Source organism: Pseudomonas sp. G3-19 (genome assembly GCF_054855875.1).
Genome location: NZ_JBMPIQ010000003.1, coordinates 2,205,139 through 2,224,293 on the forward strand (window position 1 = coordinate 2,205,139; position 19,155 = coordinate 2,224,293).

A 19,155-nucleotide genomic window follows, 5' to 3' on the forward strand; every position below is an offset into this window, starting at 1 on the left:
AAAGCTTTCGCCCGTTGCTGGCAAAAGGCTAAGCTACAGACAATTCAGTGCTGGCCGCGGCCGGTGCTTGTCATGATTTCTCTGCCCGGATGTCTCATGCGCAGTCGCCTTTTCAGTGTCTTGTCCTGTTTGCTACTCACCGCCACTGCCGCTCAATCCGCCCAGGCGGTGGACCTGTCCACCCAACGCCAGTATTACGATGAAGCCAAGCGTGCCTTGGCCAAGGGCGATACCGGCCCGTACTTCCGTTATAGCCAGGCCCTCGCCGATTACCCGCTGGAACCGTACCTGGCCTACGACGAACTGACCGCGCGTCTGAAAACCGCGAGCAACGCCGAAATCGAGAAGTTCCTCGCCGAGCACGGCGACCTGCCCCAGGCCAACTGGATGAAGCTGCGTTGGTTGCGCTGGCTCGCCGACCGTGGCGATTGGGCGACCTTCACCAAGTATTACGATCCGAAACTCAACTTCACCGAACTGGACTGCCTCAATGCGCAGTTCCAGATCAGCAGCGGCCACAAGGCCGAGGGCTATGCCAACGCCGACAAACTGTGGCTGACCGGTAAATCGCAACCGGCTGCCTGTGACGGGCTGTTCGGCATCTGGGCCGCCGACGGTCAGTTGACCGAACAGAAACGCTGGGAACGCACCAAACTCGCCGCCCAGGCGCGCAACTATCCATTGGCCAACAGTCTGGTCAACGGCCTGACCACCCTCGCCCCGCGCGGTCGGCTGCTGGTAGATGTGGCGCAGAAACCCGAGCTGCTCAATCAGCCGTCGCGCTTCACCCCGGCCGACGAGCCGATGTCCGATGTGGTCAGCCTCGGCCTGCGCCGCCTCGCCCGCCAGGATCCGGACAAGGCCATGGCCCTGCTCGACGGATACGCCAGCAGCATGCATTTCTCCCGTGACGAGAAAGTCGCGATTGCCCGGGAAATCGGCCTGACCCTGGCCCGGCGCTTCGACAGCCGCGCGCTGGACGTGATGACCAAATACGATCCGGAACTGCGTGACAACACCGTGTCCGAATGGCGCCTACGTCTGCTGCTGCGCCTGGCACGCTGGGACGATGCCTATCAGCTGACTCGTCGTTTGCCACAGGATCTGGCGACCACCAACCGCTGGCGTTACTGGCAGGCCCGCAGCCTGGAACTGGCGCAACCGCAGAACCCGGAAGCGCAGACTCTGTACAAGAATCTGGCGAAGGAACGCGACTTCTACGGTTTCCTCGCCGCCGACCGCTCGCAACTGCCTTACTCGCTGATGAACAAGCCGCTGGTACTCAGTCAGGCCACCATCAACAAGGTGCGCAACACTCCCGGCGTGCGGCGCGCGCTGGAATTCCATGCGCGTGGGCAGATCGTTGACGGTCGCCGCGAGTGGTATCACGTCAGTCGCCATTTCAATCGTGACGAAATGGTCGCTCAGGCCAAACTGGCCTACGACCTGAAATGGTATTTCCCGGCCATCCGCACCATCAGTCAGGCGCAATACTGGGACGACCTGGATATCCGCTTCCCGATGGCCCACCGCGACACCCTGGTGCGTGAAGCCAAGACGCGCGGCCTGCACTCAAGCTGGGTGTTCGCCATCACCCGCCAGGAAAGTGCCTTCATGGACGACGCCCGCTCCGGCGTTGGTGCCAGCGGTCTGATGCAGTTGATGCCCGGCACTGCCAAGGAAACCGCACGCAAGTTCAGCATCCCGCTGGCCTCGCCGCAACAAGTGCTCGATCCGGACAAGAACATCCAGCTCGGCGCCGCTTACCTGAGCCAGGTGCACAGCCAGTTCAACGGCAACCGCGTCCTGGCCTCCGCCGCCTACAATGCCGGCCCCGGCCGCGTGCGCCAGTGGCTGCGCGGTGCCGATCACCTGAGCTTCGACGTGTGGGTGGAAAGCATCCCGTTCGACGAAACCCGCCAGTACGTGCAAAACGTGCTGTCATACTCGGTGATCTACGGGCAGAAGCTCAATTCGCCGCAGCCGCTGGTGGACTGGCATGAGCGGTATTTCGACGATCAATGACAGGTGCTGAATACCTGAAATGAAAATTGCCCGCATCAATCGATGCGGGCATTTTTTTTGCCGTCAGCAAAGATCTGCGGCAGTTCTACACCGCCACCGCATGCCCGTCGTTGAACTGCAGCGCTGCCAACCGCGCATACAGCGGATTGCTTACGATCAGTTCCTGATGGGTACCGATGGCCACCAGGCTACCCTGATCCATCACCGCGATCCGGTCGGCGTTTTTCACTGTGGCCAGGCGATGCGCGATTACCAATGTGGTGCGATTTTGCATCAGGCTTGGCAACGCTTCCTGAATCAAGTGCTCGCTCTGCGCATCGAGGGCGCTGGTGGCTTCGTCCAGCAGCAGAATCGGCGCATCCACCAGCAACGCGCGGGCAATCGCCAGGCGTTGACGCTGGCCGCCGGAAAGTCCGAGGCCGGCGTCCCCCAAGTGGGTCTGATAGCCATTGGGCATCTTCTCGATGAAGTCATGGGCGTGGGCAATTCTTGCCGCTTCCTTGACCTGTTCCAGCGTCGCATCTGCATTGCCGTAACGAATATTCTCTTCGACGCTGCCGAAAAACAGCGCAGGCGATTGCGAGACCAGGGCGAAATTGCGGCGCAGATCCAGCGGGTCGAGGCTGGTCAGCGGCACACCATCTATCAGGATCCGGCCTTCAAGCGGGTCGTAGAAGCGCAACAGCAAGTCATACACCGTGGACTTGCCGGCCCCGGATGGCCCGACAAGGGCCAGGGTCTCGCCGGCCCTGATGGTCAGGCTCAAGCCGTTGACGGCGTAGCTGTCCGGACGTGACGGGTAGGAGAAACGCACATTCTGCAATTGCAGCTCGCCCTTGATCCGTTCTGGCAATGTCACCAGTCCGATGCTCGGTGGCTGGATGATGTTCTGCGAACTGAGCAGTTCCGCAATGCGCTCAGCGGCACCCGCCGCACGCTGCAACTCGCCGATGACTTCACTCAACGTGCCGATCGCACTGCCGACGATCAGGCTGTAGAAAACGAACGCTGCCAGCTCACCACCGGTAATGCGCCCGGCAATCACGTCCATGCCGCCGACCCACAACATCACTGCGACCGCGCCGAGCACCAGCACGATCACCACGGTGATCATCCAGGAGCGTTGAAAGATGCGCTTGCGTGCGGTGTCGAACGCGTCCTCGACCGTCGTGGCGAAACGCCGCTCGTCCTGCACCTGATGGTTGTAGGCTTGCACGGTCTTGATCTGGCCCAGGGTTTCGGAGACATAGCTGCCAATGTCGGCGACCCGGTCCTGACTCAGCCGCGACAGATTACGCACGCGCCGACCGAAAATCAGAATCGGCGCGACCACGAACGGCAAGGCAATCACCACGATGCTGGTGAGTTTCGGGTTGGTGATAAACAGCAGGACCACCCCGCCGATCACCATCAACAGGTTGCGCAGAAACATCGACAGTGACGAGCCGATCACCGATTGCAGCAAGGTGGTGTCGGCAGTCAGTCGGGACTGGATCTCCGAACTGCGGTTGTTTTCATAAAACCCGGGATGCAGGTACACCAGATGGTTGAACACCTCGCGCCGGATGTCCGCCACACAGCGCTCACCGATCCACGATACCCAGTAAAAACGCGCGAACGTGCCGACTGCCAGGCCCAGCACCATCAGCATGAAGATACCGATGCTCTGGTTCAGTTGGTGCGGCGACTGCGTCATGAAGCCCCGATCGACCAGCAATTTGATCCCCTGCCCCATCGACAAAGTGACCGCCGCGGTGACGATCAGCGCCAGCAGTGCAGCGCCGACTTGCCAACGATAAGGCGCCAGAAACCGGCTGGTCAGACTCAGCGCTCGACGGTGCCGGGAAGAAAGCTTCGAGATCATTCAGGTACACATCCGTGTTGGTGAAAGGGCTAGCCTAAACCTTCTATGGGGCGGAACTCTGTAAATCACAATGAGTCAGGTTAAATATGCCCCCAAAGACTAGGCCATAGTTGCTATTGGTCTAATGTCCCGGTTGAGACGAGCGGTCATTTCTGTTGGACTGGAGGTGCCGCTTTTGACAGACCCAAGGGTGTTGTCACAGCCTGGTCACGTGGCGGTTTTAATCTACGTGCACAACCTGATGAGGAGACAGGCCATGTCCTTGCAACACAGCAGCGATGACAAGATTCAAGTGATCCGCACCAAGCCCGGCCAACCTCTGGGTTGCTCGATTATCGACAAGGATGGGCGTGAAGTACCGATCACTGAAGACATGATCCAGGACGCGTGCCGCGAACTGGAGAAGCGATTGGTCAAGCCTGCCGAACAAAAGTGATATAGCCACCGTCTTCCTGACCCGGCCCCTGTTTGGCCGGGTTTTTTCTGCCTGCCGTTTTGTTCTGCGCAGGGATTTTCAGACAGCCACCGCCCCCAGCGCCGCCACAATCTGTTGCAACTGCGGCGAATCACCGTCGATCCGCACCTTCAGCCCCTCGATCTCGCGCCGCACCGGATACTGCTTGCGCAACACATCGAAGGCCGCACGCTGTTCAGTGACATTGCCTACAAGACTGCGACGAAAATCCGCGTCATCGCGGCGCGGGTCGTACACCCCGCGGCACAACATCGCCAGCGCCCAGGCCGGATCGCTGTCGGCGTGCAGGGTCACTTCTGACAGCCACGGTGCCGGCAACAGGTCACTGAGCTGGATGCTCGGCGGCTGAACGATAAACTCGCAATAAGCCTGATAGATCTGCGCCGTCCCGCGCTGCTTGCCATCGAGGCTGTAGCCGGCAATGTGCGGCGTGGCCAACACGCAGAGTTCGGCAAGGGCGACATCGACCTCAGGCTCGGCTTCCCAGACGTCGAGCACCGCTTGCAGGTCCTCGCGCTCCAGCAGCACGTTACGCAACGCAGCGTTATCCACCACCGGCCCACGGGCGGCGTTGATCAGCCAGGTGCCGGGTTTGAGCTGTTGCAAACGCTGTTCGTCAAACAGATGCCAGGTCGCGCCTTCGCCGGTGCGCGTCAGCGGCGTGTGCAGGCTGATCACGTCGCACTGCTCGATGATCTGCTCAAGGCTGACGTAATCGCCGCCCTCGGCTGCCTGACGCGGCGGATCGCAAACTTTGACATTCCAGCCCAGGCCCTTGAGGACCTTGATCAACCGGCCGCCGACTTCACCGGCACCGATGACGCCGTAAGTACGTTGTGGCAGACCTACGCCTTCAATTTCCGCCAAAGTCATCAGGCTGCCCAGCACGTAATCGACCACGCCCCGCGCATTGCAACCAGGCGCGCTGGACCAGCTGATGCCGGCCTCGTTGAAATAATCGAGATCCAGATGATCGGTACCGATGGTGCATGTGCCGACGAAACGCACTTTGCTGCCTTCGAGCAACGCGCGGTTGACGTTGGTCACCGAGCGCACCAGCAACACATCGGCCTGCTCGACCGTTGCACGATCGATGGAACGGCCCGGCACCCGGCGGATCTCGCCGAAACCGGCAAAAAAGGCATCGAGCAGCGGAATATTTTCGTCGGCAACAATCAGCATGGCGGGCTCCTTAAGGGGATCGGCAGTTTAGGTGCAGATCCACCGTTGGGCCAGCGCCACAGTGGATGGCATCGATGATTACAAATCCGCAACAGAGGATTTTTCCTGACTGTCACGTCAGCGGCGTAGAATGCGGCGCCTTGCGCATCAACACCTGTGGACGCTTTGCCTGTGAATTCTGTTACTGATCAACCTCTCGCTGCCTCACTCACCCGCCCCGCGCGAATTCGCCTGGAGTTCAGGAACCTGCTCGCCCTGGCCTTGCCGATCATCATCGCGCAACTGGCGACTACCGCGATGGGCTTCGTCGATGCGGTGATGGCCGGTCGCGTCGGGCCGAAAGATCTGGCGGCGGTAGCGCTGGGCAACTCGATCTGGGTCCCGGTGTTTCTGCTGATGACCGGCACCCTGCTGGCCACCACGCCGAAAGTCGCCCAGCGTTTTGGCGCTGGCACCCACAGTGAAATCGGCCCGATCGTGCGTCAGGCGCTGTGGCTGGCGCTGGTGGTGGGCCTGATCGCGACAGCGATGCTGGTCGCCGCCGAACCGGTGCTGCACCTGATGAAGGTCGATCCCGAGCTGATCGGCCCGTGCATGCAATACCTGCACGGCATTGCCAGCGGCCTGCCAGCGGTGGCGTTCTATCATGTGCTGCGCTGCACCAGTGACGGCATCGGCCGTACCCGCCCGGCGATGGTGCTGGGGCTGTGCGGTCTGGCGCTGAACATTCCGCTGAACTACATCTTCATCTATGGTCACTTCGGCGTGCCGGCCATGGGCGGCGTGGGTTGCGGCTGGGCCACGGCCATCGTGATGTGGGTCATGGCGCTGGGGCTGGCCGGTTACGAGCGCTGGGCGCCGGCCTATCGTTCGAGCGAGATCTTCAGCCGCTTCGACTGGCCACAATGGGCGGTGATCAAGCGTCTGCTGGCGATCGGTCTGCCGATTGGCATCGCGGTGTTTGCCGAGTCGAGCATCTTTGCGGTGATCGCCCTGCTGATCGGCAGCCTTGGCGCCACCGTGGTGGCCGGGCACCAGATCGCGCTGAACGTCAGCTCACTGGTGTTCATGATTCCGTATTCGCTAGGTATGGCGGTGACCGTACGCGTCGGCCAGGCCTTGGGCCGTGAAGAGCCGCGTGAAGCACGCTTTGCCGCCGGTGTCGGCATGGGGACTGCGCTGGCCTACGCCTGTATTTCGGCGAGCATGATGCTGTTGCTGCGCGAGCCGATTGCGTCGATCTATACGGCTGATCCGACGGTGATCCACATCGCGGCGATGCTGATTGTGTACTCGGCGCTGTTCCAGTTTTCCGACGCAATCCAGGTCACCGCCGCTGGCGCTCTGCGCGGTTATCAGGACACCCGGGTGACGATGATCCTGACCCTGTTCGCCTACTGGGGCATCGGCCTGCCGGTAGGTTACGCCCTTGGCCTGACCGACTGGCTCGGCGAACCGCGTGGCCCGAGCGGCTTGTGGCAGGGTTTGATCGTCGGTTTGAGCTGCGCGGCACTCATGCTGTCGATCCGCCTGACCCGCAGTGCGCGCAAGCGTATTCGGATCAGTCGCAGCGCCGGCTGAAGCCCTTACGCAGGATAAAAAATGTGGGAGCGGGCTTGCTCGCGAAAACGGTGTTTCAGTCGACATTTACAGTGACTGACACACCGTTTTCGCGAACAAGCCCGCTCCCACATTGGGTTTTGCGTTTGCCTGAGGGTCAGGCTTGTTTCTTGCGGATCCAGTACAGATAAGTACCGGCCTCTTCGTGTTGCCCCACCAGTTCGTGGTCGAGAAACACGCAGAACTTGGGAATGTCGCGACGGGTCGAGGGATCGGTGGCGATCACCTTCAGTAGACCGCCAGGCACCAGGTCGCGGATGTGCTGATGCAGCATCATCACCGGCTCCGGGCAATTGAGACCGGTGGCGTCGAGGGTGCCGTCGACCGGGGTATCGATCATTTCACTCATGATTCACTCCTGAAACTGGCCGGCATTGTCGCGCATTGCCGGGTGCTCAGTCATCTGTAGCGAGGGGATTTATCCCCGATGGCTTGCGGGGCGGCCGCAAAGACTGGGGATGCGCTACATCCCATCGGGGATAAATCCCCTCACCACAGAGATCATTCCCACAGGGTTTAGTGGTGACTTAGCGGGATTTGGCTTTCTTGATGTCATGCCGACGCAAATGGCAGGTCACTTCCTCGCGGTCGTGATACAGCTGCTTGCAGCCAATATCCACCTTGATCCCGCGCGCCTTGAAGCCATCGGCGATGCGCTCGAGCAAGCGCTTCACTTCGGCATAACGCTGCTTCATCGGCAACTTGAGATTGACTACCGCTTCGCGGCAATGGCCCTCGCCGATCCACTCTTCAAGCATCGCCGCGTTACGCGCCGGCTTCTCGACGATGTCGCAGACCATCCAGTCCACCGGCTGCTTGGGCTTGAAGGTGAAGCCGTCGGCCATCAAGTGCTGCACCAGCCCGGTGTCCATCAGACTTTCAGCCATCGGGCCGTTGTCGATGGCGGTCACCAGCATGCCGCGGTTAACCAATTGCCAGGTCCAGCCGCCCGGTGCTGCGCCGAGATCGACGCCGGTCATGTCGCTGTGCAGGCGCTCGTCCCACTGATCACGCGGGATGAAGTGGTGCCAGGCCTCCTCCAACTTCAAGGTCGAACGGCTTGGCGCCTCGCGCGGAAACTTCAGGCGCGGAATGCCCATCGGCCACATCGCCGAGTTGCCGGCGTCGGCCATGCCGAGAAACACTTCGCGACCACTCTTGAAGGTCAGCAGCAGGCGCGGTTTGTTCGCGTCGTCCACCAGTTTGCCGGCGCCGGTCAGTGCCTTGCGCAGCGGGCCTTCGAATTTCTTGCAGAAGTTCGACAGCTCTTTACCGTCGTTGGTGTCGACCACTTCCAGCCACAGGCTGCCGCAGACCGGGAAGTCCGCCATATGCTCAAGGATCACGCTGATACGGTCGGTTTCCGGCAGATTGATGAAAACGCCACGCGCCCATTGCCGCGGGAAAATCAGCTCGGCAAAGCGTTGGCCGCGCATCAGGCGCTCGGCGCCGTCTGCTTCGGTGCAGACAAACTCGGCGTACGCGGTGGCCGGTTTGGCCTTGGCGTAGCCAGCTACGTCGAGTTTGGCGGCGAGGTCGGAAATCTCCGAACAGACTTCGCCTTCGAAGCCTGGCCGGCAATGCATGAATAGGGTGTTCATTCTTACTCCTGGGCAGAGGGCGGACATTCGGCCCCTGCACGCTGCTCAAGCCTTGCGGTGAAGCAAAGCCTGTCACGAAAACCGGCGCATGATAGCCGATGTCGGAACCTTGGACTTGCCCATAGAGTCCAGTTATTAGCCAGCTACTGAAAACAGGGCTACGTTGATAGCTCTGCCCGTCCCCTCCGTCCGTAGCCGTGCGGACTCAAAGGAGTGATCGTAATGCCGTCCCTCGATAGTCTGAAGACCCTTAAAACTCTACAAATCGACGATAAGACCTACCACTATTTCAGCCTGCCCGATGCCGCCAAGAGCCTTGGCAATATCGACCAGCTACCGATGTCGCTGAAAGTCCTGCTGGAAAACCTGCTGCGCTGGGAAGATGAAAAAACTGTCACCGGCGCCGACCTCAAGGCCATCGCTGCCTGGCTCAAGGAGCGCCGCTCCGACCGGGAAATCCAGTACCGCCCGGCCCGGGTATTGATGCAAGACTTTACCGGTGTACCTGCGGTGGTGGATCTCGCCGCGATGCGCGCCGCCATGGCCAAGGCCGGCGGTGATCCGCAGCGAATCAACCCGCTGTCGCCAGTGGATCTGGTGATCGACCACTCGGTGATGGTCGACAAATTCGCCACCCCGAGCGCCTTCGAACAGAACGTCGACATCGAGATGCAGCGTAACGGCGAGCGCTACGCGTTCCTGCGCTGGGGCCAGAGCGCCTTCGATAACTTCAGCGTGGTGCCACCAGGCACCGGGATCTGCCACCAGGTCAACCTCGAATACCTCGGGCGCACGGTGTGGACCAAGGATGAGGACGGCCGCACCTACGCCTTCCCCGACACCCTGGTCGGCACCGACTCCCACACCACCATGATCAACGGCCTCGGCGTACTCGGCTGGGGCGTCGGCGGGATCGAGGCGGAAGCGGCGATGCTCGGCCAACCGGTGTCGATGCTGATTCCGGAAGTGATCGGTTTCAAACTCACCGGCAAACTCAAGGAAGGCATCACCGCCACCGACCTGGTGCTGACCGTCACGCAGATGCTGCGCAAGAAAGGTGTGGTTGGCAAATTCGTCGAATTCTACGGTGACGGTCTCGCCGACCTGCCACTGGCCGACCGCGCGACCATCGCCAACATGGCCCCGGAATACGGCGCGACCTGCGGCTTCTTCCCGGTCGATGAAGTTACCCTCGAATACCTGCGCCTGTCCGGTCGCCCGACCGAAGTGGTGAAACTGGTCGAGGCCTACACCAAGGCTCAGGGCCTGTGGCGCCTGCCCGGTCAGGAACCGGTGTTTACCGACAGCCTGGCGCTGGACATGGGCAGCGTCGAAGCCAGCCTGGCCGGGCCAAAGCGTCCGCAGGATCGGGTCTCGCTGCCGAACGTCGCGCAGGCCTTCAGTGACTTCATGGACCTGCAATTCAAGCCCACCAGCAAAGAAGAAGGCCGCCTGGAAAGCGAGGGCGGCGGTGGCGTGGCCGTGGGTAACGCCGATCTGGTCGGCGAAACCGAGTACGAATACGAAGGCCACACCTATCGCCTGAAAAACGGCGCGGTGGTGATTGCCGCGATCACCTCCTGCACCAACACCTCAAACCCGAGCGTGATGATGGCGGCCGGTCTGCTGGCGAAAAAAGCCGTGGAGAAAGGCCTGACCCGCAAGCCGTGGGTGAAGAGTTCGCTGGCACCCGGCTCGAAAGTGGTCACCGACTACTACAAGGCGGCGGGGCTGACGCAATACCTCGATCAACTGGGCTTTTCGCTGGTCGGTTATGGCTGCACCACGTGCATCGGCAACTCCGGGCCACTGCCGGAACCGATCGAGAAAGCCATTCAGAAAGCCGACCTCACCGTGGCGTCGGTGCTCTCCGGCAACCGCAACTTCGAAGGCCGGGTGCATCCGCTGGTGAAAACCAACTGGCTGGCCTCGCCACCGCTGGTGGTCGCCTACGCCTTGGCCGGCAGCGTGCGCACCGACATCAGCACTGAACCGCTGGGTAACGACCAGCAGGGCAATCCGGTGTACCTGCGCGACATCTGGCCGAGCAGCAAGGAAATCGCCGAGGCGGTGAATCAGGTGAACACCGCGATGTTCCACAAGGAATACGCCGAAGTGTTTGCCGGCGACGAGCATTGGCAAGCGATCCAGGTGCCGCAGGCCGCCACCTATGTGTGGCAGGACGATTCGACCTACATCCAGCATCCACCGTTCTTCGACGACATTTCCGGACCGTTGCCGGTGATCACCGACGTCAAGGGCGCGCGGGTTCTGGCGCTGTTGGGCGATTCGGTAACCACTGACCACATCTCCCCTGCCGGTAACATCAAAGCTGACAGTCCGGCCGGGCGCTATCTGCGCGAAAAAGGCGTGGAGCCGCGGGACTTCAACTCTTATGGCTCACGGCGTGGCAACCACGAAGTGATGATGCGCGGCACATTCGCCAACATCCGCATTCGTAACGAGATGCTCGGCGGCGAAGAAGGTGGCAACACAATCTACATCCCGAGCGGCGAGAAAATGCCGATTTATGATGCCGCCATGCTGTATCAGGCCTCGGGCACGCCGCTGGTGGTGATCGCCGGTCAGGAATACGGTACCGGCTCCAGCCGTGACTGGGCGGCCAAAGGCACCAACCTGCTGGGCGTCAAAGCGGTGATCGCTGAAAGCTTCGAGCGTATCCACCGTTCCAACCTGGTGGGCATGGGCGTGTTGCCGCTGCAGTTCAAGCTCGATCAGAACCGCAAGAGCCTGAACCTCACCGGCAAGGAAACCCTGGATATTCAGGGCCTGACCGGTGTCGAGCTGACCCCGCGCATGAACCTGACGCTGGTGATCACCCGTGAAGACGGGCGCCAGGAGAAAATCGAGGTGCTGTGCCGCATTGATACGTTGAATGAGGTGGAGTACTTCAAGTCCGGCGGGATTCTGCACTACGTGTTGCGGCAGCTGATCGCCTCTTGATTGCTTGATTCCTGTGGTGAGGGGATTCATCCCCGATGGACTGCGCAGCAGGCCCTTTTTTGGGGTCGCTTCGCTACCCATCGGGGATAAATCCTCTCGCTACAGGTGCTCGACACAAGCCTTCAGCGCTTTTGTACAGGCGAAAAAAAACCCGCCGAAGCGGGTTTTTCCCAAGACCATTATCGACTCCCTGTCGGCAGCGATCCTTGCTATGGTCGATCATCCGTGATCCTGAAACACTCCCTGTGTCTCAGTTGATGGGTGTAGATTACGCCGTGGATCCAATCGGCAATAGTCGCAAAAGCTACCACCGCGTGTAAGACATTCGCTATAGAAGCCCTTCCGAAAACCCTTAGCCCTCTCAGTCATCCAGCAGGCAAGCGGCGATTTGCGCGACCTGCAGCTGTTCGGCAGCCTGTTGCTGCGCATCGTCCTCCAGGAACCAGGCGGCCGACAACCCGGCAAATGCCAGCACCCATTGCAGCAAGCGTCGGCGATCAAGCCCGGACGCCTCGACGATCACCTCGACCTGCCGGCGCAATCGCTGTGAATCGCCAGCCGTCGGCAAGTCCGGGTTGCAGATCAGGTTGGCGTAGTCATAACCGCGCTCGCCGCGTACTCGTTTGGGATCAATAGCGAGCCAGCCGTGTGCAGCGAAATCGAGAACATTGTCGTGGTGCATGTCACCGTGCAGCACCACCACGTCCTGCGGATCTGCGAGCAAGGCTTCAGCCGTTTGCAGGCTCAGGGCATAGGTCCCGCCATGTTCGGCCGCGGCCACGCGCAGCGAGGCGAACCACGGTGCCAGCTCCACCAGCGGCGGTGGCGGCGTCGGGCGCGGCGCATGCAAGCGCGATAGTGTCGTGCACATGATCTGCGTGGCTTCGTCGTCTTCACCGTTGAGCGCCATGTGCATCAACGAACGCCGGCCCATAGCCCGTTCCAGCAACAAACCTTCCTCGTGATGGGCCAGCACCCGCGCTGCGCCCTCACCGTCCCACCAAGTCATCAGTCGATTGCCGAATTGCTCGTCGACATCCAGCGCAACCTTGAGCATGGCCGGCGTGTCGCCAAAACGCACCGGCAACAGACGGCTGCCGGGGGTGATGACCGGCTCACCGTCCGGTACCAGCGCCCAGCGTTGCAACCAGGGTTCGAAGATTGCGCAGTCAGTCACCATCACGCTCGCGGGTCTTGGCGCTTTCGGCGAGAAACTGTTCAAGTCGACTCAGCTGTTCTTCCCAGCCACGGCTGTCCATGTAATACGCCTCCTTCTGCCGCACGTCGGGAATGTGCGCGAAGCCGGACTCGGACACTTTGAGCAAAGTGCCGCCCTCGTAATCCTGCAGCTCGAACTTGACCAGCGTCGTCGGCTCCTGTGAATAGTCGATCTTTGGATTGACCGCGTACGGGTGCCAGCGAAACGAAAACAACTGCTGTGGCTCGACCCGCTCGACGAGCACGTTCCACAACACGTGTTCATAACCAGGATACGTGACCTGCCCTTGCGTCCATTCCCCGGCAATGAACCGCCTGCCCTCCAGCGCCACACCAAACCACTGGCCAAAAGCCTCGGCATCGACCAATGCGCGCCAGACATAAGAACGCGGCGCCTTCAGCGTGATTTTGCGTTCGAAACTATTGGGTACCGGTTTCATAAGTCACCTCCTGTTTTGAACAGTAGGCTTGTATGACCACATGTCCAACCTGAAGTTGTATCAAAGGGCTGCACCTGTTCAGTCCAAAGGAAACATTCGGCGGCATTTCCGATCGTTGAATGAGTGAATGACTGACGCAACCCTCTCGCTGAACCTGTTACCTTTTCCAGCGAAATGGAAACAAACAAGGACGAAGCATGCAGCCATCTCTATCCGAACGTTATCGCGGCGCTCTGCTCGGTCTCGCTTGCGGCGACGCCGTCGGCACCACGGTGGAGTTCAAGCCACGAGGCTCATTCCAGCCGCTGACGGACATGGTCGGCGGTGGACCCTTTCACTTGAAGCCCGGGCAATGGACGGATGACACCTCGATGGCGCTTTGCCTGGCGGAGAGTCTTCTGAGCAAAAACACATTCGATGCGGCGGACCAGATGGGACGCTATCTGAACTGGTGGCGGTGGGGATATCTGAGCTCGACGGGGGATTGTTTCGATATTGGCATGACCGTCAGTCAGGCACTGTCGCAGTATCAGCAAACCGGTCAGCCCTTTGCCGGGTCAACCGACCCGTTTACCGCCGGCAACGGCTCGCTCATGCGTTTGGCGCCGGTGGTGCTGTTTTTCTTCCCTGACGTCCAGCAGATCCGCAACTTCGCCAGCGACAGTTCGCGGACAACCCACGCGGCCCCTGAAGCCATCGAATGCTGTCAATTGTTTGCCGAACTGATCGCCAACGCGCTGTTCGGTACCTGCAAAAGCGAACTGTGCAGGCTGCCGCGCTCAGCTTTCACTGAGCCTAAAGTTGCCGCGATTGCTCGAGGAGATTATCTGGCCAAATCAGTCAATGATATCCGTGGCAGCGGCTACAGCGTTGAGTCGTTGGAAGCCGCGCTGTGGTGTTTTCATCACACCGACAGTTTTACAGCGGCGATTCTGCAAGCCGCCAACCTCGGCGATGATGCTGACACCACTGCCGCGATCGTCGGTCAATTGGCCGGGGCCTATTATGGCGTTCGGGCGATTCCTGCTCACTGGCTGGAAATACTTCATGACGGCGAGGAGATTGCAGCCACAGCGGATCGCCTGCTCGAAGCCTCACGGCTTCGCGTTCCTGAATAGAAACACCATAGCCGCTAAACTGCTCTGCACTTTCATCCGACACAGTGAGATTAACCATGCTCCCACGCCTGCTCCTGGCCCTGACACCCGTCCTGTTCACGCCTCTCGCCCACGCCGCCGTCGACTGCGCCAACGCCAGCAATCAGGCCACCATGAACCAGTGCGCCGGGCAGGAATTCAAGGCAGCGGACAAGGAGCTGAACGCGGTGTATCAGCAGATCACTAATCGTTTGAAGGGCAACGCCGACAGCAAAAAGCTTCTGGTGAGCGCGCAGCGGGCGTGGATCGGCTTTCGTGATGCCGAATGCAAGTTTTCCGCGTCCGGTGTGGACGGCGGGAGTGTTTATCCATTGATTTACAGCAATTGCCTGACCGAGGTGACAAAGGTGCGGGTCGAGGCGCTGAAGCAGTATTTGAAGTGTCAGGAAGGTGACATGAGTTGCCCGGTGCCAGGGGCCTGATGTTGCAGGAGTTTCAGTTTTGCCAACAGGTTTGTTGATTCCATACTTGAAACACCTGTCGCACGCTGACCAGCCTACCGACTCCCCGCACCCTGCGAGCAACCATGCGGCGCCGGATTAGAAGAGGATGCTCAAGCATCAAAATCAAAAATTAATTATTGTAATTAGATAATTTATCATCGAGAATTCGCTACCAAATTGTAGCAACCAGGAATTTTCATGAGTACTCACATCAACGGATTGGCGCTGCAGCGCATGCATTGGATCGGGCTGCTGGCAGCAATTCTCGTCTGGGTTCTGGGGGTAACGGAGGTCGGCGGCAACGCAACGATCTGGTTCTTCAAAAAGGATGAAATGCTGGCGGGCCTGCTCTATGCCTTTGCTGAGGGCTCGCCGCAATTGCTTGACCCGTTTGTCGAAGGTGCCTTGCTTGATCCCGACACCTGGCTGTCATCAACGGTCACGGCACTGATCGTTTTTCTGGATTTCCTGCCCGTGGTCCTGTCGGCTTACGCGTTATGGCTGACCGGTTTGTTCTTTCTGCGCTTGTCGCGCGGCGAAACCTGGACCGACCGCAACATCAGGGTCCTCTGGCGAGTGGGCGTACTCTGCATCGTTTCTCCGGCGACCTATCCGTTAATAGAGACCTTGCAAGGTCTGGCGTTGTCGATAGATCTGCCGCCGGGGGATCGGATTTTCCAGTTCTCGATCGGCATGTCTTCCGCTTCTGCCTACGAAATAATCAAAGGCGTATTACTCTGTATTTTTTCAATTATCATGCGTGACGCAAAAGTACTCAGCGATGAGCAAAGCCAATACATATAGAACAATATAATGACCATTATTGTCCGCCTTGACGTAGTCATGGCCACGCAAAAAATTCGTTCAAAAGAGTTAGCCGCCCTGCTCGGGATCACCGAGGCGAATCTGTCATTGCTCAAAAACGGCAAAGTCAAAGGCGTGAAGATGGCAACTCTGGACAAGCTCTGCGCTGCGCTCGATTGCCAGCCTGGCGATCTGCTGGAATACCAGAAAGACTAAGCCCGCTGGCGGCGGTTTATTTATCGCCCCCTCATCCGTTTAACTTTTATTCAATCCTTAGTTGCAAGGCGTCTTTGTCATGTCCCGTTATTTGTTCTGCGTCCTATTAATGCTGACCGCGTTGCTTGGCGGCTGCGCCACGCAAATAGACGTAGCACTCAACGCAATACCTGATCCGGACTATCCGTTCGATCGAAAGGCAACCGTGCTGGTGACCTCGACCAACAGCGCCGATGAGAACGCACTGAATGCCCGCTACTATCTTCGCGACATGGTCAACGCACTGAAAGACAGAGGCTTTCAGGAGGTTTATACCGACGCCAGCCTGCCCAGGAATCACGCGCCGATCAAAATGACCGTCACTCTCGATATCGGCAGCCGGCAAGTGTCTTATCGCTATACCGCCACCGACTATGGGCAAGTTCCAACCAGCACTACGACCGTGTGCAAGAACGCCAAGAAGAAAGATGACCGACTGACCTGTACCAGTAAGCCCAATACGACCTATGGCCCGGTGGGAACGTCAGAGCGTATCGGCTACACCACCCTCAGTACCTTCACTGTCACCGCCCGGGATGAGGCAAGTAAGCGCACGGTGTATCTGCTGCGGGCGTCGTCTTATAACGAGGACTGTCAGGCCGCCAAGGTCGAAGCGTTTCTGGTCGAGCAGGGCCTGCAGAATTTGAACTTCCAGGATCGCATGCAACGCAACTACAGCGTCACGATGCCCGAGGGTTACAGCTGCAAGTAGTCAGTTGCCCAAACGTGAGAGCTTCACAGCTCAGCCAGCGTGAGGCGGTGCTGTGAAGCTGACTCGGGTTAGACGTGGGGATCACCCGGCGGCTTGGCCGGCGCCGCGTATTGCGGCTTGAGGTGGCCGTCCTGGTCCAGCAACCAGGCGTCCATGATCTGCCGCACCACAGGGCCGGCCACTCGACCACCGGCCTCACCGTTTTCGATCATCACCGAGATGGCGATCTTCGGGTGCTCCGCCGGAGCGAAACCAACGAACAAGGCGTTGTCGCGATGACGTTCGAGGGTTTTCTCCCGGTTGTAGCGCTCGCCTTGCTTGATCGCTACCACTTGCGCGGTACCACTCTTACCGGCAATGCGATACTGCGCACCTGCCGCTGCGGCGCGCGCGATACCCCGGGCATCGTGCATCACCATCTGCATCCCGTGGTTGACCTGATCCCAGTCACGCGGGTTTTTAAGCAGGATATTCGGCATCGGATGCTCGTCGACCGGCGCCACACCATCGACCGTCTTCGCCAAGTGCGGACGATTCCATACGCCCTTGTTGGCAATCAGTGCGGTAGCTTGAGCCAGTTGTAGCGGCGTAACCTGCATGTAACCCTGGCCGATACCCAGGATCACCGTTTCCCCCGGGAACCAGGCCTGACGACGTGTGGCACGCTTCCAGGCCTGAGACGGCATCAAACCGGGCGACTCTTCGAACATGTCCAGCGAGACCTTTTCGCCAAGGCCGAACATCGCCATGTAGTCGTGCAGGCGATCGATGCCGAGCTTGTGTGCCAGGTCGTAGAAGTAGGTGTCGTTGGAGCGCATGATTGCCGCGTCCATGTCGACCCAGCCATCGCCACTGTGGTTCCAGTTACGGTACTTGTGATCGAAATCCGGGAGTTGGTAGTAGCCTGGGTCAAAGACGCGGGTCTGCGGCGTCACGACACCGGCATCGAGGCCGGCGATTGCCACTTCCGGCTTGATGGTCGAGCCCGGCGCATAGAGGCCGCGCAACACACGGTTGAACAGCGGGCGGTCGATGGAATCGCGTAGCGCCGAGTATTCCTTGGAGCTGATGCCAGTGACGAACAGGTTCGGGTCGAAACTCGGATTGCTGACCATGGCCAGCACTTCACCGGTGGACGGGTCGAGAGCCACCACCGAGCCACGACGGTCGCCCAGTGCGGCTTCCGCAGCCTCCTGCAGTTTGACGTCGAGACTTAGAACGATGTTTTTGCCAGGGACCGGATCGGTGTGCTTGAGCACGCGTAGCACCCGGCCTTGGGCGTTGGTCTCAACCTCTTCATAACCGACGTGGCCATGCAGCTGCGCTTCATAGAAACGTTCAATGCCGGTTTTACCGATGGATTGTGTGCCGCGGTACTCTACCGAATCGAGGGTCTTGGATTCTTTTTCGTTGATCCGGCCAACGTACCCGATCGAATGCGCGAAGTGCGCCCCCAACGGGTAATGCCGAACGAACTGCGGCTCGACATCAAGGCCCGGCAGACGGAACTCGTTAACCGCCAACACGGCGATTTGTTCCTCCGTCAGCTCGTAGAACAGTGTCACCGGTGTGAATGGGTGACGGGACTGCTTCATGGCCTTATCGAAAATCGTACGATCTTCGGCGGGCAAATGCAGCAGATTGATTACCTCGTCCAGCTCCTGATTAACATCAGTGGCGCGTTCGCGGGTAATGATCAGGTTGTAACTGGGACGGTTATCAGCGAGCAGCACACCATTGCGATCGTAGATCAGGCCTCTTGTCGGCGGAATCGGCAAGACGTGCACGCGGTTGTTTTCAGAGATGGTCGAGTGGTAGTCGTATTCAACCACTTGCAGGATGTACAGGCGTACCACCAGCGCGCAACTGATGGCAAAGACGAACAGAGCGCAGGCGATCAACCGCTTGTTGACCAGACGCGTCTCTTTTTCGTGATCCTTGATCGGGATGGGTTCAGGCATTTCTACAGCAACTCTTTGACATAAATTGAGTGCCGATCCGTGGGCATGACATCAGTCCGTTAAAAAACGAGCTGCACCATACCAAAAACCGAGTGGTCACTTCAGAAGGATTTTCCCTAATGGCAGTCCCGGCGACGGTTGGAACTCTCGTGCCGTCTGACTCTGACAAGAGAAGCACTTTCCTGCGGGCAAAACAAAACCCCAACTGCTTTCGCAATTGGGGTTTCGGAATTTAATCTTGACGATGACCTACTCTCACATGGGGAAACCCCACACTACCATCGGCGATGCATCGTTTCACTTCTGAGTTCGGGATGGGATCAGGTGGTTCCAACGCTCTATGGTCGTCAAGAAATTCGGGTACTGACTCGTGACCGGTTGGCCTCGCTTCAGCAAATCGGGTATGTGATACAGGTGTTTGTGAGCATCGCGAA

General features: G+C 59.4%; 16 protein-coding genes and 1 rRNA gene. 9 read left to right on the plus strand and 8 right to left on the minus strand.

Annotated features, from left to right (window positions below):
- Positions 1-96 precede the first annotated feature (96 nt).
- Positions 97-2,025 (plus strand): transglycosylase SLT domain-containing protein, encoded by a 1,929-nt coding sequence (locus tag ACOYXI_RS10145; protein WP_134786959.1) that lies wholly within the window; start codon positions 97-99, stop codon positions 2,023-2,025.
- An 85-nt stretch (positions 2,026-2,110) separates the two neighbouring features.
- Here ACOYXI_RS10145 and ACOYXI_RS10150 read toward each other — a convergent pair whose 3' ends face one another.
- Complete coding sequence (locus ACOYXI_RS10150; protein WP_027611440.1) at positions 2,111-3,889, minus strand: ABC transporter transmembrane domain-containing protein; 1,779 nt, start codon at positions 3,887-3,889, stop codon at positions 2,111-2,113.
- A 256-nt stretch (positions 3,890-4,145) separates the two neighbouring features.
- Between ACOYXI_RS10150 and ACOYXI_RS10155 the strand changes: the two genes are divergently transcribed.
- Positions 4,146-4,325: a PA1571 family protein gene (locus ACOYXI_RS10155; RefSeq protein WP_027611439.1), complete on the plus strand. Its 180-nt coding sequence runs from the start codon at positions 4,146-4,148 to the stop codon at positions 4,323-4,325.
- A gap of 78 nt (positions 4,326-4,403) precedes the next feature.
- Here ACOYXI_RS10155 and pdxB read toward each other — a convergent pair whose 3' ends face one another.
- On the minus strand, positions 4,404-5,546 hold the full coding sequence (pdxB, locus tag ACOYXI_RS10160; protein WP_134786960.1) for a 4-phosphoerythronate dehydrogenase PdxB: 1,143 nt from the start codon (positions 5,544-5,546) through the stop codon (positions 4,404-4,406).
- 171 nt (positions 5,547-5,717) lie between these two features.
- Here pdxB and ACOYXI_RS10165 point away from each other — a divergent pair, with 171 nt between their 5' ends.
- Positions 5,718-7,127 (plus strand): MATE family efflux transporter, encoded by a 1,410-nt coding sequence (locus tag ACOYXI_RS10165; RefSeq protein WP_027611437.1) that lies wholly within the window; start codon positions 5,718-5,720, stop codon positions 7,125-7,127.
- 136 nt (positions 7,128-7,263) lie between these two features.
- Here the strand turns inward: ACOYXI_RS10165 and tusA are convergent, their stop codons facing one another.
- Complete coding sequence (tusA, locus tag ACOYXI_RS10170) at positions 7,264-7,515, minus strand: sulfurtransferase TusA (protein ID WP_003226616.1); 252 nt, start codon at positions 7,513-7,515, stop codon at positions 7,264-7,266.
- A 178-nt stretch (positions 7,516-7,693) separates the two neighbouring features.
- A complete protein-coding gene (rlmM, locus tag ACOYXI_RS10175; RefSeq protein ID WP_134786961.1) occupies positions 7,694-8,767 on the minus strand; it encodes a 23S rRNA (cytidine(2498)-2'-O)-methyltransferase RlmM in 1,074 nt (357 codons plus the stop codon).
- 222 nt (positions 8,768-8,989) lie between these two features.
- On the opposite strand from rlmM, the gene acnA reads away from it, so the two are divergent.
- Positions 8,990-11,731 carry an aconitate hydratase AcnA gene (gene acnA / locus ACOYXI_RS10180; RefSeq protein ID WP_134786962.1) on the plus strand — a complete coding sequence of 914 codons (2,742 nt, stop codon included), beginning with the start codon at positions 8,990-8,992 and terminating at the stop codon, positions 11,729-11,731.
- Between the two features lie 361 nt (positions 11,732-12,092).
- On the opposite strand, the gene ACOYXI_RS10185 is transcribed toward acnA, so the two are convergent.
- Positions 12,093-12,911 (minus strand): aminoglycoside phosphotransferase family protein, encoded by an 819-nt coding sequence (locus tag ACOYXI_RS10185; RefSeq protein WP_372241227.1) that lies wholly within the window; start codon positions 12,909-12,911, stop codon positions 12,093-12,095.
- A complete protein-coding gene (locus ACOYXI_RS10190; RefSeq protein ID WP_025111040.1) occupies positions 12,901-13,389 on the minus strand; it encodes an SRPBCC family protein in 489 nt (162 codons plus the stop codon). Before ACOYXI_RS10190 ends, ACOYXI_RS10185 begins: the two co-directional genes overlap by 11 nt.
- Positions 13,390-13,586: 197 nt before the next feature.
- On the opposite strand from ACOYXI_RS10190, the gene ACOYXI_RS10195 reads away from it, so the two are divergent.
- The 5 genes from ACOYXI_RS10195 (at position 13,587) to ACOYXI_RS10215 (ending at position 16,760) form a co-directional block, all read left to right on the plus strand.
- A complete protein-coding gene (locus tag ACOYXI_RS10195; RefSeq protein ID WP_461674805.1) occupies positions 13,587-14,507 on the plus strand; it encodes an ADP-ribosylglycohydrolase family protein in 921 nt (306 codons plus the stop codon).
- 56 nt (positions 14,508-14,563) lie between these two features.
- Positions 14,564-14,968 carry a lysozyme inhibitor LprI family protein gene (locus tag ACOYXI_RS10200; protein ID WP_461674806.1) on the plus strand — a complete coding sequence of 135 codons (405 nt, stop codon included), beginning with the start codon at positions 14,564-14,566 and terminating at the stop codon, positions 14,966-14,968.
- A gap of 219 nt (positions 14,969-15,187) precedes the next feature.
- Positions 15,188-15,793, plus strand: a complete 606-nt coding sequence (locus ACOYXI_RS10205; protein WP_095140016.1) for a DUF2975 domain-containing protein — start codon at positions 15,188-15,190, stop codon at positions 15,791-15,793.
- A 9-nt stretch (positions 15,794-15,802) separates the two neighbouring features.
- A complete protein-coding gene (locus ACOYXI_RS10210) occupies positions 15,803-16,009 on the plus strand; it encodes a helix-turn-helix domain-containing protein (RefSeq protein WP_003226632.1) in 207 nt (68 codons plus the stop codon).
- Between the two features lie 79 nt (positions 16,010-16,088).
- Positions 16,089-16,760, plus strand: a complete 672-nt coding sequence (locus tag ACOYXI_RS10215; RefSeq protein WP_097088530.1) for a hypothetical protein — start codon at positions 16,089-16,091, stop codon at positions 16,758-16,760.
- Positions 16,761-16,828: 68 nt separating this feature from the next.
- Here ACOYXI_RS10215 and mrdA read toward each other — a convergent pair whose 3' ends face one another.
- Both mrdA and rrf read right to left on the minus strand, forming a co-directional pair.
- Entirely contained in the window at positions 16,829-18,721 is a 1,893-nt protein-coding gene (mrdA, locus tag ACOYXI_RS10220; RefSeq protein WP_027611428.1) for a penicillin-binding protein 2, read from the minus strand.
- 236 nt (positions 18,722-18,957) lie between these two features.
- A 5S ribosomal RNA gene (gene rrf / locus ACOYXI_RS10225) occupies positions 18,958-19,073 on the minus strand.
- Positions 19,074-19,155: the final 82 nt, after the last annotated feature.

What these genes read in the sequence shown, in the direction of transcription:
- ACOYXI_RS10145 (WP_134786959.1), top strand. Translation starts at nt 97, where the DNA reads ATGCGCAGTCGCCTTTTCAGTGTCTTGTCCTGTTTGCTACTCACCGCC.
- ACOYXI_RS10150 (WP_027611440.1), bottom strand. Translation starts at nt 3,889, where the DNA reads ATGATCTCGAAGCTTTCTTCCCGGCACCGTCGAGCGCTGAGTCTGACC.
- ACOYXI_RS10155 (WP_027611439.1), top strand. Translation starts at nt 4,146, where the DNA reads ATGTCCTTGCAACACAGCAGCGATGACAAGATTCAAGTGATCCGCACC.
- pdxB (WP_134786960.1), bottom strand. Translation starts at nt 5,546, where the DNA reads ATGCTGATTGTTGCCGACGAAAATATTCCGCTGCTCGATGCCTTTTTT.
- tusA (WP_003226616.1), bottom strand. Translation starts at nt 7,515, where the DNA reads ATGAGTGAAATGATCGATACCCCGGTCGACGGCACCCTCGACGCCACC.
- rlmM (WP_134786961.1), bottom strand. Translation starts at nt 8,767, where the DNA reads ATGAACACCCTATTCATGCATTGCCGGCCAGGCTTCGAAGGCGAAGTC.
- acnA (WP_134786962.1), top strand. Translation starts at nt 8,990, where the DNA reads ATGCCGTCCCTCGATAGTCTGAAGACCCTTAAAACTCTACAAATCGAC.
- ACOYXI_RS10185 (WP_372241227.1), bottom strand. Translation starts at nt 12,911, where the DNA reads ATGGTGACTGACTGCGCAATCTTCGAACCCTGGTTGCAACGCTGGGCG.
- ACOYXI_RS10190 (WP_025111040.1), bottom strand. Translation starts at nt 13,389, where the DNA reads ATGAAACCGGTACCCAATAGTTTCGAACGCAAAATCACGCTGAAGGCG.
- ACOYXI_RS10195 (WP_461674805.1), top strand. Translation starts at nt 13,587, where the DNA reads ATGCAGCCATCTCTATCCGAACGTTATCGCGGCGCTCTGCTCGGTCTC.
- ACOYXI_RS10200 (WP_461674806.1), top strand. Translation starts at nt 14,564, where the DNA reads ATGCTCCCACGCCTGCTCCTGGCCCTGACACCCGTCCTGTTCACGCCT.
- ACOYXI_RS10205 (WP_095140016.1), top strand. Translation starts at nt 15,188, where the DNA reads ATGAGTACTCACATCAACGGATTGGCGCTGCAGCGCATGCATTGGATC.
- ACOYXI_RS10210 (WP_003226632.1), top strand. Translation starts at nt 15,803, where the DNA reads ATGACCATTATTGTCCGCCTTGACGTAGTCATGGCCACGCAAAAAATT.
- ACOYXI_RS10215 (WP_097088530.1), top strand. Translation starts at nt 16,089, where the DNA reads ATGTCCCGTTATTTGTTCTGCGTCCTATTAATGCTGACCGCGTTGCTT.
- mrdA (WP_027611428.1), bottom strand. Translation starts at nt 18,721, where the DNA reads ATGCCTGAACCCATCCCGATCAAGGATCACGAAAAAGAGACGCGTCTG.